Genomic DNA, 14,770 nt, shown 5'->3' with positions numbered 1-14,770 from the left:
TCCACCAATTTCTAGTCCCCTTCGTCTAGTGGCCTAGGACTCCGCCCTTTCACGGCGGCAACAGGGGTTCGAACCCCCTAGGGGACGCCAATACGGCTTGTCGGTTTAGTCCACCGGCCGGCCATCAAAAAAACCGCCTTCGGGCGGTTTTTTTGATGATACCCACTGATACCGCTGGGGCTTGCAGTGGCCCCTCAAGTCGTGCCTTCCACCGGGATGGTTTCGGTGTTCTTTATTTCTCGCAAGGCAAAGTTGGAGTTCACCTGCGCAATGCCCTGCAAGGTAAAGATCTTTTCGTTCAGGAATCGGTCATAGCTGGCCATATCCGGCACGATCACCCTCAGTACGAAATCTGCATTACCGGTAACCGCAAAACACTGGAGCACCTCCGGGTAACTGCTTACCTGCTGTTCAATCTCTTCGGTGCTGTCTATGGTATGCCGCTGCAGTGAAAGATTGACCAGCACGCACAGCCCCTGACCGATGCTTTCCGGATCCACTCTTGCGCTGTATCCCCGAATGATGCGACTTTCCTCGAGAGCCCTTACCCGTCGCCAGCAGGCCGCCGGTGACAACCCTACCTGGTCTGCCAGTAGCTGGTTACTGATACGCCCGTCCTGCTGCAGCACCGACAGGATCCGCCTGTCCAGCTTGTCCAGTTCAACCTGTTTCATTTGGTAACACCTGATTTTTGTCAAAGGTTCTTTCTTGTTATTGTCTTTTATCAAACATCCTTTCGCAAATGACTGAAACCTCACTCCAATAAGCAAGCACCTTTTGCGGACTTCCCTCTAGAATTCTGGTCATAAAATCGACAACAAGGAGGGCGCCATGTCCGCCGATACCCCCCAACTCGACAATTACAAACTGGAAGATCGTTACTTGCGGGAGTCCGGTCGGGTTTTCCTGACGGGAACCCAGGCTCTGGTGCGAATACCTCTGATGCAGGCAGCCCTGGATCGCAAACAGGGGCTGAATACCGCAGGAATGGTCAGCGGTTACCGGGGGTCTCCCCTGGGGGCATACGACCAGGCCCTCTGGCAGGCCAAAACCCTGCTTGATGACAACCGTATCGACTTCGTGCCGGCCATAAGCGAGGACCTTGCTGCCACCATCATGTTGGGCACCCAGCAGGTGGAGACCGATGATGACCGGCAGGTGGATGGTGTTTTCGGGCTCTGGTATGGCAAGGGTCCCGGGGTTGACCGCGCCGGTGATGCCCTCAAGCACGGCACCACCTATGGTTCATCCCCCCACGGGGGTGTTCTGGTGGTTGCCGGAGATGATCATGGTTGCGTGTCCTCCTCCATGCCTCACCAGTCCGATGTAGCTTTCATGAGCTTCTTCATGCCCACCATCAACCCGGCCAACCTTGCCGAGTATCTGGAGTTCGGTCTCTGGGGCTACGCCCTGTCCCGATACAGCGGCTGCTGGGTGGGGTTCAAGGCGATTTCCGAGACGGTTGAAAGCGCGGCTTCAGTGGAATTGCCCCCGCTGCCGGAATTCGTGACGCCGGATGATTTCACCGCGCCCGAAAGCGGTCTCCACTACCGCTGGCCCGACTTGCCCGGGCCCCAACTGGAAACCAGAATCGAACACAAGCTGGCCGCGGTTCAGGCCTTCGCCCGGGCGAATCCCATTGACCGTTGCCTGTATCGCAACCCGGAAGCCCGTTTTGGTATTGTGACCACCGGCAAGGGCCATCTGGACCTTCTCGAGGCCCTGGATCTGCTGGGCATTGATGAAGACAGGGCCCGGGATATGGGGCTGGATATCTACAAAATCGGCATGGTCTGGCCGCTGGAGCGCCGCGGTATCCTCAACTTCGTTCATGGAAAAGAGGAAGTTCTGGTCATTGAAGAGAAGCGCGGCATTATTGAGAGTCAGATCAAGGAATACATGTCCGAGCCAGATCGCCCGGGAGAGGTGCTGATTACCGGAAAACAGGATGAATTGGGGCGCCCGCTGATTCCCTATGTTGGCGAGCTGAGCCCAAAGCTGGTTGCCGGCTATCTCGCAGCCAGGCTTGGACGTTTCTTCTCTGTGGATTTCAGTGCCCGCATGGCAGAGATCAGTGCCATGTCCACCGCCCAGGATCCCGGGGGCGTCAAGCGGCTACCGTATTTCTGCTCTGGCTGTCCTCACAATACATCCACCAGGGTGCCTGAGGGCAGCAAGGCTCTCGCCGGCATTGGTTGCCACTTCATGGCTTCCTGGATGGGTAGGAACACGGAATCTCTGATCCAGATGGGCGGGGAAGGGGTCAACTGGATTGGCAAGAGTCGTTATACCGGCAACCCCCATGTTTTCCAGAACCTGGGCGAGGGTACCTATTTTCACTCCGGATCCATGGCCATCCGCCAGGCAGTGGCAGCCGGGATCAACATCACTTACAAGATCCTGTTCAACGACGCGGTCGCCATGACCGGAGGGCAGCCGGTGGATGGCCAGATAACCGTCCCCATGATTGCCCAGCAGGTCGCATCCGAAGGCGTCCGCCGGGTTGTGGTGCTCAGTGATGAGCCGGAAAAGTACAATGGCCATGAGGATCAGTTTCCAAAAGACGTCACCTTTCACGACCGCTCCGAGCTGGATACGGTTCAGCGGGAACTGCGGGATATCGCCGGCTGCACCGTGCTGATCTACGACCAGACCTGTGCCGCCGAAAAACGCCGGCGGCGCAAGCGTAATCAGTTCCCGGACCCGGCCAGGCGCGCCTTCATCAATCACCACGTGTGCGAAGGCTGTGGCGACTGCTCGGTGCAGTCCAACTGTCTTTCAGTGGTGCCCCGCAAAACCGAACTGGGCCGAAAGCGCAAGATCGATCAGTCTTCGTGCAACAAGGACTTTTCGTGCGTCAATGGCTTCTGTCCCAGCTTTGTCACGATTGAAGGCGGGCGGTTGCGTAAATCCCGGGGCATGGACACCGGCTCCGTGCTGACCCGCAAGCTGGCCAGTGTGCCGGCGCCGGAACTGCCCCGGATGACCGGATCCTATGACCTGCTCGTTGGTGGTGTTGGCGGTACAGGTGTGGTCACCGTGGGCCAACTGATCACCATGGCTGCGCACCTGGAGTCGCGGGGCGCGTCGGTACTGGATTTCATGGGCTTCGCCCAGAAGGGCGGCACCGTTCTGAGCTACGTGCGTATGGCGCCATCGCCCGAAAAGCTGCACCAGGTGCGGATCAGCAATGGTCAGGCCGACGCGGTTATCGCCTGTGATCTGGTGGTGGCGTCATCCCAGAAGGCTCTGAGTGTGCTCAGACCAAACCATACCCGCATTGTTGCCAACGAAGCGGAACTGCCCACTGCTGACTACGTGCTCTACCGTGATGCCGATATGCAGGCGGAAAAACGGCTGGGCCTGCTCCGGGATGCGGTGGGCGAGGACCATTACGATCAGCTTGATGCCAATGGTATTGCAGAGAAACTGATGGGTGATACGGTTTTCTCCAACGTCATGATTCTTGGCTTTGCCTGGCAAAAAGGGCTGCTGCCGCTGTCCCGGGAAGCCCTGATGAAAGCCATCGAGCTCAATGGTGTGGCCGTTGATCGCAACAAGGAGGCCTTCGGTTGGGGGCGCCTGGCCGCGGTTGATCTGAACGCCGTAACGGTCCTGCTGGATACCGGCCAGGCAAAAGCTGTGGAGGTAAAATCCGAGCCAACCCTGGATCAACTCCTCCAGACCCGTCACCGGCACCTTGTCAGCTATCAGAGCCAGCGTTGGGCCGATCAGTACCTGAACAGTGTTGCTGGAGTCCGCAAGGTTGAGGAAGCACTGGGGCACAACAACCTGCTGTTGACCCGGGCCGTGGCGCAGCAGCTTTATCGGTTCATGGCCTACAAGGACGAGTACGAAGTGGCCCGCCTCTTCACGGAAACCGATTTCATGAAAGAAGTGAATGACACGTTCGAGGGCGACTTCAAGGTCCATTTTCACCTGGCTCCCCCGCTACTCAACGGCAAAACCGATGCCCAGGGGCGTCCCAAAAAACGCCGCTTCGGCCCCTGGATGCTGGGTGCCTTCAGGCTGCTGGCGAAATTCCGCGCCCTGCGGGGAACCCCGGTGGATCCGTTCAGCTACTCCGCAGACCGGAAGCTGGATCGCGCCATGCTGAAAGACTATCAGAACCTGGTGGCCCGCATAGGCCGGGAACTGGACGCGAGCAACTATGAGACCTTCCTGCAACTGGCGGAACTTCCAGCGGATGTGCGCGGCTTCGGGCCGGTGCGTGAGCAGGCGGCAGAAGGAATCCGGGAGAAACAGGCCCAACTGACAAAGGCGCTGGACACTGGTCGCCCGACCCTCATCCGCACTCAGCCGGCCGACAGGGAGGTGGACCATGTTTGAAGTCCTGAAGTCTCTGCCACCGGACCCGATCCTGCAGCTGATGCAGGCGTTCCGGGAAGACTCCCGACCGGACAAGGTGGATCTGGGGATAGGCGTTTACAAGGATGACGCGGGTAATACGCCCATCATGGCCGCCGTGCATGAAGCCGAACGGCGTCTGCTTGAGGGTGAAATCACCAAGAGTTACGTGGGGCCGGCGGGTTCCGCTGGTTTCAATAGCGCAATGGCGGAGCTGATCCTGGGAGTCAACAGCCCGTTGATCCAGAGCGGTCGGACCGCCGTCGTCCAGACTCCGGGTGGCTGTGGCGCCCTGCGCATGGGAGCCGAGTTTCTGCGCCTCTGCAAGCCGGACACCACGGTGTGGGTGAGTACCCCGACCTGGGCCAATCACCTTCCCCTGCTGGGAGGCGCCGGCCTGACCATCCGCGAATATCCGTACCTGAATCCGCAAACGTTGCAGGTAGACTTCGATGCCATGCTGGAAACCCTCGAGAGGGCGGAAGCGGGTGATGTGGTGCTGCTCCATGGCTGCTGTCATAACCCCTCGGGCGCGGACCTGAGCCTGCCACAATGGAAGGACGTTGCCAGCCTGATCCAGCGCAAGGGGCTGCTGCCTTTCGTGGATATGGCCTACCAGGGGCTGGGCGAGGGGCTGGAACCTGATGCGGCGGGCCTGAGACACCTTGCGGGTGAGGTGCCGGAAATGCTGATTGCCGCGTCCTGTTCCAAGAACTTTGGTCTGTATCGGGAGCGCACGGGAGCACTTGTTCTTGTCTCAGGTACGGCCACCATCAACTCGGCGGCCACCAGCCAGCTGCTGAGCATCATCCGCTCCCATTATTCCATGCCGCCGGCCCACGGTGCCGCCATCGTGGAGACGGTGCTCGGAGATGACGGGTTGCGGGCCCGGTGGCAGGACGAGCTGACAGGAATGTGCGAGCGGATCCTGCACCTGCGCCATGCTTTTGCCGAGGCACTTGCGCCGGTGGGTGATTTCGACTTTATTGCACGGCAGCGTGGCATGTTCTCTTTTATGGGGATCAGCCCGGCGCAGGTGAACCGGTTAAGAGAGGAGTATGGCATATACATGCTCGGGAGCAGCCGGGTCAACGTGGCAGGGCTGAATGACCGGGTCCTGCCAGCGGTGGCAGATGCCTTGCGCGACGTCCTCAGGTAGGCAGCCAGCTTCAATTTCAGCAGATCAGACACTCAATCCGACAAAAACAACTAGCCGGAGACCACTATGAGTCAGAACACCCAACCACACCAGCAGGCCAATAACCTCTGGTCTTCACGGATGGCTTTCATCCTCGCCGCTGCCGGCTCGGCTGTCGGCCTCGGAAACATCTGGAAGTTTCCCTACATCACCGGGGAAAACGGCGGCGGCGCTTTCGTGCTTATCTATCTCGCCTGTATTTTCCTTATTGGGGTACCAGTATTGATCGCCGAAACCATGATCGGCCGTCGGGGTGGCCAGAGCCCCGTGGCGACCATGCGTACCTTGACCAGAACCGAGGGCACTGCCAGGGGATGGAGAGCGATCGGCTGGAACGGTGTTATCGCCTCATTCCTGGTGCTATCGTTCTACGCGGTTATCGGTGGCTGGGCCCTGGTCTATATCGGTAAGGCCGCTGCCGGTCTGTTTACCGGCGCGGACGCAGAAGCCATCGGTGGCCAGTTCGGAGGGCTGCTGGCGAACCCGTGGGAGCTGTTGCTCTGGCACTCGGTGTTCATGGCGATTGTTGTGTTTATTGTTGGCCGGGGAATCCGTTCCGGCCTTGAAAGAGCGGTGAATACCCTGATGCCATTGCTGTTTGTCCTGCTGATTGCCATGGTGTTCTATGCCATGAACAGCGGCAGCTTTGGTCGGGCTGTGAGCTTCATGTTCTCGCCGGATTTCAGCAAGCTGAGCACAGGTGGGGTGCTGACAGCCCTGGGCCATGCGGCTTTCACTCTCAGCATCGGCATTGGCGTGCTTATGGCCTATGGGTCCTACCTGCCGAAAAACGTCAACATCGCCAGAACAGCAATGACCATTGCCGTTCTTGATACCAGTGTTGCATTGCTCGCCGGGCTTGCCATCTTCCCGCTGGTGTTTGCCAACGGTCTCGAAGCCGGGACAGGTCCGGGCCTGATCTTCGTGACCCTGCCGCTGGCTTTCGGTCAGATGAGCGGCGGTGCGCTTTTCGGCACCATTTTCTTCGCCCTGCTGCTGGTAGCAGCCATTACCTCCGCCATTTCAATGCTGGAACCGGTGGTGGAGTGGCTGGAAGAGCACAAGGGCGTCGGCCGGGCCAAAAGTGCCCTGGGTGGCGGGCTGGCAATCTGGTTCATCGGTATCGGCACGGTGTTGTCGTTCAACGTGTGGGAAGATCTGCACCCATTGGGCTTCATCGCCTTCTTTGAAGGCAAGACCGTGTTCGACCTGCTGGACTTCCTGGTCTCCAACCTGATGATGCCTCTGGGCGGACTTGCCATTGCCCTGTTTGCAGGTTGGGCCATGAAGCGGGAAGGCCTGCCGGGTGATATTGGTCTGGAGGGCGGGGCGTTCAAGGCCTTTATGTTCGTGCTTCGGTACCTGGCGCCTGCCGGCATCGCCGTGGTATTCCTCTACAACCTGATCTAGTGTCCCGCCTGGCCTCCACGGACGGGGGCCGACGTACCGGGCAGGCTCAGCGCGAAGCAATCGCCCCTTTGCCAACGCCCTCGTAGGCCTTGACCCGAAGCGTGTCACCCGGAAACTCGGATTTCAGTCGCTCTGCAATGTGCGCCGCAATCAGCTCCACCGTGGTATCCGAGTCCAGCATATAAACCCGGCTTTCCGGTATCGTCAGCGCAAACTCCCCCTGGTTCGCCTCATACTCGAAGGTGACATAGGCTGTGCCATCCCCGGCCACCCAGCGCTGGGTCACGTCCTCCTCGGACCCCACGTAGATATCCTGCCAGAGCTTCGCCCAGCGATTCTCCAGGTCCCGATCCCGGTGCCCATTGCGGTCAATTCGGATGGGGGAGCGATGCCCGTGGGCAATGCGCTGGCAGTTGCCCAGGTGTTTCTTCAGGCCATGAACATAGTGGTAGTAAGCGCCTTCGATGACATCCTCCCGCAGCGAAATCTCCACGTCCGTCACATTCGCCGGCAGTACTGTCCGCAGTTCCTGCTCAAGAAGGGCGGCAACCGCGGACGGTACAACCCTCTCGCAGGACAGCCAGACCACCGCTTCGTCCGGTGACTGATGGAAAATATGCGTGCCGTCTTTCAACTGCCAGGTGAAGCGGTCAGGCTCATCTTCGTTCCATTCGAGCCCTTGATAGCCTCGGGGAATCACCAGCCGGTGATCCACACGTTCGTCGATGACCCGCTTGATGGTGCGTTTGACGTTACTGAAATCAAACACCATGCCCTGATCGTCCAGTTCACCGCCAAGAACCACGTCCACGATCCAGCTTTCGCCAACCAGCCCGCGGGTAGCGTCCAGGTAGGCGAAGTCGATAACCGTGAGATTGTCTACGAAAAGGTGATTCATCGGAGGAGCCCGGCAAGATGAGGTTGATTGATGGGCGAATTCTAGCAAAAATCCGCCAACGCTAGCAGCTTTGCATCCCGGGCAGGGCGAAAACATTGGAGCAGGTGGGCATGAAGACAACCGGTACAGGCATCCATGATGGCTTTCCCGTGCTGGTATTGGCCGCAGGTGCCTCCCGCCGGATGGGCAGGGCCAAGGCCTTGTTGCCCCTGCATTCGGGCACGCTGCTTGATCACGCGATTGGTCAGGCAAGGCACCTTGGTGGCCCGGTGACTGTTGTGGCAGGAGGCTGGTATCCACTGGTTCGTTATCGCTGCCGTGTACAGCCATCAGCCTGGATCTATGCCCGGGGCTGGCGTGAGGGGCTGTCGGCCTCGCTGAAGACCGGTTTTGCGAGCCTGGGAGCCTCTGCGAGGGGGGTGTTTGTCGTACTGCTGGACCAGCCCCTGATTCATCGGGATTCGCTGACCGCGCTGGCGGATGCTGCCTGGAGCAATCCGTTGCAACCCACTGCCGCAGACCTGCACGGTAAACCGGGTGCGCCTGCCTATATCCCCAGGCGTTTGTGGCCACAGGTAATGAAGCTTGAGGGGGACAGGGGGGCGGCCTCTGTACTGGCGGCCAATGCTGCTGGCAGGATTGTCATGGCCGGCGCCGGCTCGGATGTGGATACACCCGAAGACTGGCGCCGTATCAGGCGCCAGCTAGCCGAACAATCCTGACAGCCAGGCAATGCCCACTGCGAAAATGCCCAGACTTGCAGCCAGGCCCATGGTGTAGATTCGGGAGGTGGCTGAGCGCTGCTGGGCAACAAACAGGTCAATGGTACGCTGGGCGATATCCTCGGCGGTTTCCCGGGAAATCTCGTGCGCCTGCTGAATGGCTTCGGACTGCAGTGTCTGCCAGAACTCGGTATCAATGGTCTGCACGCTGGTGATGTGGTCTTTCAGCTCTGCCATGTGGTCACCGGTGAAACCGGTAGTGCGGGACAATTCCTTGCGAAGGTCGGCCAGTTCCCGGGCCAGGTTCAGGTTGACCTCCGCCGCTACGTCATCACGAAGATTACGGGTGCGCTCTTCGATCATCGCAGTCACCGCGTTCAGGCGTTCCTCGATTGCGGTTTCCTGTTTCTTGCCGGATTCATCCAGCGCCCGCTTGAGGTGGTCAAACTGTTCATCGAACAGTGAGCTGAGAAGTTCGTGCAGGCGATTGTTGATGTGGGTTTTTACCGCCGAACGGGCGATCTGTTCGATCAGATCACTGGTCAGCGGAACAACCTGTGGTCCGTCGGTGGCCTGGGGGGCACCATCGGCTTTTGGCGACATTTCCAGGGATGCATCGGCGGGGATGTCCAGAGCGTCTTCCTCCGGCGCGCGGGCAGTCGCAGCCGGTTCCGGTGGCTCGGGCAGGGTACCCTCGGTCACATCACTGTCGAGTTGTTCCAGAACCAGGCTGAGGCCATCCGTTTGTGGAGGCTTGGTAAGGATGTTGTAAACCCCGAAATTGCGGGCCTCCTCCATGAACGACTGCGATTTCTTGGAGGTGCACATGATGATTGGGATCGCCGCGGTTTCCGGGTTTCCCTTGATGGCTTTGGTGGCTTCCACGCCGTTCATGCCAGGCATCAAATGATCCATGAAAATGACATCGGGGCGTTTGTTGGAGTTGAGGAAGTCCAGTGCTTCCTCTGCCGAGCCGGCCATGTTGACTTCCATATCCCGGCCTTCCAGAAGTTTGCTCAGGGCAAACCGTGCCACTTTCGAGTCGTCCACCAGGAGTGCATTCTTGATCGCCATGTCACAACCTCAACCTTTACTGCATGTGTGTTCATTACCGGGCTGATAGTTACCAGCCTTCCAGATTCGGGCACTGTGTTGCCCGATAGCTCTTGTCCCGATAACAAACACCGGGTTCCTTGGTCCGGGCAGTGAATACCTCCCCGGCCGCCGTTGTCAGGCGTACCTGTCCGTAGGGTTCGCCATACCGGAAGGTTGCTTCGATCGAACTGCCATTGGGGTTGCGCAGCAGCCCCTTGCCGTGAAACGAACCTTCAATGTATTCGCCTTCGTACTTCTTGCCGTCGGCAAACACTTCCTTGCCTTGCCCATGAAACTCGCCATTGGAGAATTCCCCTTCGTAATGGCGGCCGTCCGGGTAGGTGAGGGTGCCTTCGCCATGAAACTCGTCGTTACGGAATCCGCCAACATAAAGCATGCCATCGGACGTGGTGAGGGAGCCGTGTCCATTCAGTTCGCCCTCGGACCACTGTCCCGTGAGTATGTCGCCATTGGCCATTGAAAGTGTGCCCTGGCCATTGAACTGGTCGTCTCGGAACTGACCGGTATACCGGGTATCGTCTGCATCCCGCCAGGTGCCTTCACCGTGCCGTCGGCCCTCGCGCCAGTCGCCTTCGTAGCGGCTTCCATCCGGGTACCAGGCGGTACCTTCGCCATCAAACTCACCGTCGACAAAATGCCCTTCATAACGAAGGCCGTCCGCGTTCTCATAGGTGCCATCGCCGGTTCTGACGCCGCCAACCCAGGTGCCGTTGCGGTAGTCCACATGGGTGTAGGCTTGCAGCTTGCCCACCAGTGTCTTTTCATTGCCGGCTTCCAGGGCCACGGTTTGCTGCCAGGGCTTGTAGCCTGCCTTGCGGATAACGACTTCGTATTGGCCGGGTTCCAGTTCCAGATCCAGTCGGGTGGCACCATAATCCTTGCCGTTAATGGTGACTTCGTCATCATTAACATTTGACCGCAGTACCAGCGTGCCGGTTGTCGGGCGAGGCTGTTCGGATTGATCCGGGGACACGTCCTTTCGGGATTCCTGCATTGCCGAGGATGGCTCTGCGACCGCCAGCATCTCCGGATCTTCCGGTAACTCGGGAATAAAGAAAGGTTCGGCAGTGATGGAGTTGCTACCCGGAGATGGGGGCTCTTCATCAACCGATGGCTTGCCGGATGCGGCAATAGCGCTGTCTTCCAGTGGCATTACAGGGGGAGCGGTTTCAACAGATTCCGCGGTTTGCTCGTCCTGGTAAAGATCGCCGGAGGGAGCTTCAGCTTCGGCTTCGGGGGGCTCTGACGTGGCCGCAACAACGGTTTCTTCGGTGTCCGGCTCACTGGCCACTGAGTCCGTACCCATGGAGAGCTCATTGCGTACAGACGCAAAGCCGGCTGTTACCAGAAGCATCAGGGCCAGTGCGTTGACGAACAGCAGTGGTCTGAAATCGACCATGGGCAACCTCTCAATTCCGAGTGCTTGTGTGACTACACAGGCTTATATTACCCAGTCGGGGCAATCATATGTAACACAAAGTCACGGAACTTAACGAGAATGCAGGACAAATCACACTTTGTCCGGAAGCTGGTCATGGTTGAGCTGTTCCCAGGCGCGCATGTAGACATCGGCCTCATACTGGTAGGGCGATTTGAACGGTGTCAGCACGAAATCGAATACCAGAAAGAAAAACCCGACAGATCCCCATGCGATCACCAGCGTACTTATGGTATTGGCCTGAACTTCCGGGTTGGCACCGACAAAACTCTCGAGTAAAGGGATCAGATCCGAGGCCAGGACCACAGGATTGAAGCTTGAAAGCACAAACGGTATCCAGAAGGCGAGGAAAACCGGAAAGAATCCGAAGGACCACAGCAGCCGGCGCAACAGGTATATGCCGATAGCGCGCCAGTACCGCTGCCTGATTTCGGGAACCCGGCGTATACGTTCCAGGTAACGGCGACGTTCAGCCCAGTACGCGGCCACTTCCGGGGCATGGACGTGGTGGCGCTTGCCGGTCGCCTTCTCGCCGGCGCCTGGTGCGCTCTCCGGACTTTCCGGAGACTGGTTACCCTGAGTTTCAGTGGTCATGGGATCGGCTACTGCCTTGTGGCTTCGGGTTAGTGCATGATAATAGAAAGTACGTGTTACCCTACAATCCCCATTTGGTTAAAGACAGGATAGTTTTAATGGCGGCAGTGATCGAAAACACAGTCCATCCGGCGTTCGAGAAGCTTCGCAGTCACCGGATCAGCACGCTGAATGTAACGGTTGAAGAGTATTGTCACCGTAAGACCGGTGCCCGCCACCTGCATCTGGCGGCGGACAACGACGAGAATGTGTTTTTTGTGGCCTTGCGGACCTTCCCCATGGATTCCACCGGCGTGGCCCATATACTGGAGCATACGGCGCTTTGTGGTAGTGAGCGATTTCCCGTGCGGGATCCGTTCTTCATGATGATTCGTCGCTCCCTGAATACCTTCATGAACGCGTTTACCAGCAGCGACTGGACGGCATACCCGTTTGCCAGTATGAACCGCAAGGATTTCGACAATCTGCTGACGGTGTACCTGGACTCGGTGTTTTTCTCCTCGCTTGATCCACTGGATTTCGCCCAGGAGGGCCATCGCCTGGAGTTTGACAAGCCGGACGATCCCTCGACGGACCTGGTTTACCGGGGCGTGGTCTACAACGAAATGAAAGGTGCCATGAGCGCGCCCACGTCACAGTTATGGCAGAACCTGTCCAGTCACCTGTTCCCGACCACCACCTATCACTACAACAGTGGGGGTGAGCCCGATCATATTGTCGACCTGAGCTACGACGACCTGTTGCGTTTCTACCGCCATCATTACCATCCCAGCAACGCGATTTTTGCCACCTACGGCGACATTCCTGCTTATGAACACCATGAGCGGTTCGAGGAACTTGCCCTGAAGCGGTTTGATCGGCTGGATGTGGAGTTGCCGGTCCGGGACGAGAAGCGGATGTTCTCCCCGGTGCGCGTTGACCAGAGTTACGCCGTCAGCGAAGGCGAGGAAACCGGCCACAAGACCCATATTGTGATGGGCTGGTTGCTGGGGCACAGCTTTGACCTGCAGGAAAACCTGGAAGGCCAGTTGCTGGCCAGCGTGTTGCTGGAAAACAGCGCCTCGCCATTGATGCGGGCGCTGGAAACCACGGAACTCGGTCATTCCCCATCCCCCATGTGTGGCCTTGAGGATTCCAATCGTGAGATGACCTTCGTGTGTGGCATCGAGGGCAGTGAACCGGACCGGCAGGGCGAGCTGGAGCAGTTGATCGAGCAGACCCTGGCAAAAGTGGTGGAAGAGGGCGTCAGCGAGGATCGGCTGGAAGCCATCCTGCACCAGCTGGAACTGCATCAGCGTGAGATCGCAGGTGACAGTTTCCCCTACGGCCTGCAGCTGATTATGACGGCCATTTCGCCGATGGTTCACGGGGGCGATCCGGTGGAGCTCCTGGACCTGGAGCCTGTACTGGAAAAGATGCGTGAGAAAATCCGGGACCCCGGGTACGTGCCCGGCCTGATTCGGCGCAAACTGCTGGAGAATCCACACCGGGTGACACTGACACTGCGCCCTGACGACAAGCTGGAAAGCCGTCGCCAGGCGGCGATCCGTGAGGCGCTGGCCCGCCGTAAGGCCTCGCTGACCGATGACGAGGTTCGCCAGATTATTGACCGCGCCAGAGCACTTGAAGAGCGCCAGACCCGCAAGGATGACGATTCCATCCTCCCCAAGGTGGACCTCTCGGATGTGCCGCTGCAACTGCCTGAACCGGAAGCGCGGTTTGCCGGCGATATGTCGGCGACTATCTACGCTCGGGGGACCAATGGCCTGGTGTATGAGCAGGTGATCGTGCCGGTGCCGAACCTGACTGAAGATGAACTGCTCCTGCTGCCTTATTACACCACGCTGATTCCCGAGGTGGGCTGTGGTGATCTGGACTACCTGCAGATGCAGGACCGGATTTCCGCCGAATCCGGCGGGATCAGCGCCTCGTTTTCGGCCAAGGGGCGGATCGATGATGTACAGGACCTGTCCGGTTATATTGTGTTCAATGGTAAGGCGCTGGCAAGAAACCGCGAAGCATTGACCCGCCTGCTCAAGGATGTGTTCGACGGCGCCCGCTTTGATGAAAAAGAGCGGGTTCGCGAACTGGTGGCCCAGATTCGCGCCCGCCGCGAACAGGGGGTGACCGGTAGTGGGCACGCCCTGGCGATGGGTGCTGCGTCCCAGGGCCTCAGCCCCGGGGCATGGCTGTCGTTCCGGCTGGGAGGCCTGGAAGCCATTCGCGGTGGCAAGGCTCTGGACAAGTCCCTGGAGGAGCCGGCGGAGCTGGAGAAGCTGTGTGAGCGCCTGGCTGCACTGCACGAACGAATCCGGCGCCAGTCCCGTGAGTTCCTGTTGATCGGTGAAGACGAGCAGCTGGATTCCATGCTCGGAGAACTGAAAACCGTGTGGGGTGAATCGAACCCCGGTGGTGGCGAATCCTGGAAGCCGGAACCGGTCAGCTACCAGACCCGGGAAGCCTGGCTCACATCAACCCAGGTAAACTTTTGCGCCAAGGCCTACAGCACCGTTGCTGTTGATCATCCCGATGCGGCGCCGCTGACAGTACTGGGAGGTTTCCTGCGTAACGGGTACCTGCACAGGGCTATCCGCGAGAAGGGGGGCGCCTATGGTGGCGGTGCCGGCCAGGACAGCGTTAATGGGTCCTTCCGGTTCTTCTCCTATCGGGATCCCCGGCTGGGTGAAACCCTGGGAGATTTCGACAAGGCCCTGGAATGGTTGCAGGAAGAGCAGCACGATCCCCAGGAACTTGAAGAGTCCATCCTGGGTGTGATCGGTCAGCTGGATCGCCCGCGCTCCCCTGCGGGTGCCGCGCGCCATGCCTTTCACAACCGTTTGTTCGGGCGTTCTCCGGAGCAGCGTGCCCGGTTCCGGGAACGGGTTCTGGCGGTGACGCTGGATGACATGAAACGCGTTGCCCGGGAGTGGCTGAAACCGGAAAACGCCAGTGTGGCAGTGGTCACCAGCTTCGAGAACCGGGATGCGGTGAAGGAGCTGGGTCTGGATATCCAGGAGCTGTAGATT

The 14,770-nt window shown here is 59.0% G+C and carries 10 protein-coding genes and 1 tRNA gene; 6 read left to right on the top strand and 5 right to left on the bottom strand.

Features of this window, described 5'->3' with window-relative positions; translation table 11 throughout:
• Positions 1–14: 14 nt before the first annotated feature.
• Positions 15–90, top strand: a tRNA-Glu gene (locus HLUCCO03_RS11770).
• Positions 91–194: 104 nt separating this feature from the next.
• On the opposite strand, the gene HLUCCO03_RS11765 is transcribed toward HLUCCO03_RS11770, so the two are convergent.
• Positions 195–674 carry an Lrp/AsnC family transcriptional regulator gene (locus tag HLUCCO03_RS11765; protein WP_027832475.1) on the bottom strand — a complete coding sequence of 160 codons (480 nt, stop codon included), beginning with the start codon at positions 672–674 and terminating at the stop codon, positions 195–197.
• 157 nt (positions 675–831) lie between these two features.
• Between HLUCCO03_RS11765 and HLUCCO03_RS11760 the strand changes: the two genes are divergently transcribed.
• The 3 genes from HLUCCO03_RS11760 (at position 832) to HLUCCO03_RS11750 (ending at position 6,976) form a co-directional block, all read left to right on the top strand.
• Positions 832–4,350 carry an indolepyruvate ferredoxin oxidoreductase family protein gene (locus HLUCCO03_RS11760; RefSeq protein WP_036197579.1) on the top strand — a complete coding sequence of 1,173 codons (3,519 nt, stop codon included), beginning with the start codon at positions 832–834 and terminating at the stop codon, positions 4,348–4,350.
• Positions 4,343–5,527, top strand: a complete 1,185-nt coding sequence (locus tag HLUCCO03_RS11755; RefSeq protein WP_027832473.1) for an amino acid aminotransferase — start codon at positions 4,343–4,345, stop codon at positions 5,525–5,527. Before HLUCCO03_RS11760 ends, HLUCCO03_RS11755 begins: the two co-directional genes overlap by 8 nt.
• A gap of 66 nt (positions 5,528–5,593) precedes the next feature.
• Positions 5,594–6,976 (top strand): sodium-dependent transporter, encoded by a 1,383-nt coding sequence (locus HLUCCO03_RS11750; protein WP_027832472.1) that lies wholly within the window; start codon positions 5,594–5,596, stop codon positions 6,974–6,976.
• A 46-nt stretch (positions 6,977–7,022) separates the two neighbouring features.
• Here the strand turns inward: HLUCCO03_RS11750 and HLUCCO03_RS11745 are convergent, their stop codons facing one another.
• The gene (locus HLUCCO03_RS11745) at positions 7,023–7,874 is read right to left on the bottom strand and encodes a 6-carboxytetrahydropterin synthase (RefSeq protein WP_027832471.1); all 852 of its coding nucleotides are present in this window, start codon (positions 7,872–7,874) and stop codon (positions 7,023–7,025) included.
• 110 nt (positions 7,875–7,984) lie between these two features.
• On the opposite strand from HLUCCO03_RS11745, the gene HLUCCO03_RS11740 reads away from it, so the two are divergent.
• The gene (locus HLUCCO03_RS11740) at positions 7,985–8,596 is read left to right on the top strand and encodes an NTP transferase domain-containing protein (protein WP_081813628.1); all 612 of its coding nucleotides are present in this window, start codon (positions 7,985–7,987) and stop codon (positions 8,594–8,596) included.
• Here the strand turns inward: HLUCCO03_RS11740 and HLUCCO03_RS11735 are convergent.
• The 3 genes from HLUCCO03_RS11735 to HLUCCO03_RS11725 form a co-directional block, all read right to left on the bottom strand.
• The gene (locus HLUCCO03_RS11735; protein WP_027832469.1) at positions 8,579–9,670 is read right to left on the bottom strand and encodes a response regulator; all 1,092 of its coding nucleotides are present in this window, start codon (positions 9,668–9,670) and stop codon (positions 8,579–8,581) included. The genes HLUCCO03_RS11740 and HLUCCO03_RS11735 overlap by 18 nt on opposite strands.
• A gap of 49 nt (positions 9,671–9,719) precedes the next feature.
• Complete coding sequence (locus HLUCCO03_RS11730; RefSeq protein WP_027832468.1) at positions 9,720–11,111, bottom strand: PEGA domain-containing protein; 1,392 nt, start codon at positions 11,109–11,111, stop codon at positions 9,720–9,722.
• A 111-nt stretch (positions 11,112–11,222) separates the two neighbouring features.
• Positions 11,223–11,744, bottom strand: coding sequence for a hypothetical protein (locus tag HLUCCO03_RS11725; RefSeq protein ID WP_027832467.1), 522 nt, complete (start codon positions 11,742–11,744; stop codon positions 11,223–11,225).
• 98 nt (positions 11,745–11,842) lie between these two features.
• Between HLUCCO03_RS11725 and HLUCCO03_RS11720 the strand changes: the two genes are divergently transcribed.
• Positions 11,843–14,767, top strand: a complete 2,925-nt coding sequence (locus HLUCCO03_RS11720; RefSeq protein ID WP_027832466.1) for an insulinase family protein — start codon at positions 11,843–11,845, stop codon at positions 14,765–14,767.
• The last annotated feature ends 3 nt before the right edge of the window (positions 14,768–14,770 follow it).

Origin of the sequence: Marinobacter sp. HL-58 (genome assembly GCF_001314605.1) — a bacterium.
In the GTDB taxonomy this organism is placed as follows: domain Bacteria; phylum Pseudomonadota; class Gammaproteobacteria; order Pseudomonadales; family Oleiphilaceae; genus Marinobacter.
The sequence above is the reverse complement of the archived record's forward strand: the minus strand, read 5'-3'. Positions and strand labels throughout refer to the sequence as shown.

What these genes read in the sequence shown, in the direction of transcription:
- HLUCCO03_RS11765 (WP_027832475.1), bottom strand. Translation starts at nt 674, where the DNA reads ATGAAACAGGTTGAACTGGACAAGCTGGACAGGCGGATCCTGTCGGTG.
- HLUCCO03_RS11760 (WP_036197579.1), top strand. Translation starts at nt 832, where the DNA reads ATGTCCGCCGATACCCCCCAACTCGACAATTACAAACTGGAAGATCGT.
- HLUCCO03_RS11755 (WP_027832473.1), top strand. Translation starts at nt 4,343, where the DNA reads ATGTTTGAAGTCCTGAAGTCTCTGCCACCGGACCCGATCCTGCAGCTG.
- HLUCCO03_RS11750 (WP_027832472.1), top strand. Translation starts at nt 5,594, where the DNA reads ATGAGTCAGAACACCCAACCACACCAGCAGGCCAATAACCTCTGGTCT.
- HLUCCO03_RS11745 (WP_027832471.1), bottom strand. Translation starts at nt 7,874, where the DNA reads ATGAATCACCTTTTCGTAGACAATCTCACGGTTATCGACTTCGCCTAC.
- HLUCCO03_RS11740 (WP_081813628.1), top strand. Translation starts at nt 7,985, where the DNA reads ATGAAGACAACCGGTACAGGCATCCATGATGGCTTTCCCGTGCTGGTA.
- HLUCCO03_RS11735 (WP_027832469.1), bottom strand. Translation starts at nt 9,670, where the DNA reads ATGGCGATCAAGAATGCACTCCTGGTGGACGACTCGAAAGTGGCACGG.
- HLUCCO03_RS11730 (WP_027832468.1), bottom strand. Translation starts at nt 11,111, where the DNA reads ATGGTCGATTTCAGACCACTGCTGTTCGTCAACGCACTGGCCCTGATG.
- HLUCCO03_RS11725 (WP_027832467.1), bottom strand. Translation starts at nt 11,744, where the DNA reads ATGACCACTGAAACTCAGGGTAACCAGTCTCCGGAAAGTCCGGAGAGC.
- HLUCCO03_RS11720 (WP_027832466.1), top strand. Translation starts at nt 11,843, where the DNA reads ATGGCGGCAGTGATCGAAAACACAGTCCATCCGGCGTTCGAGAAGCTT.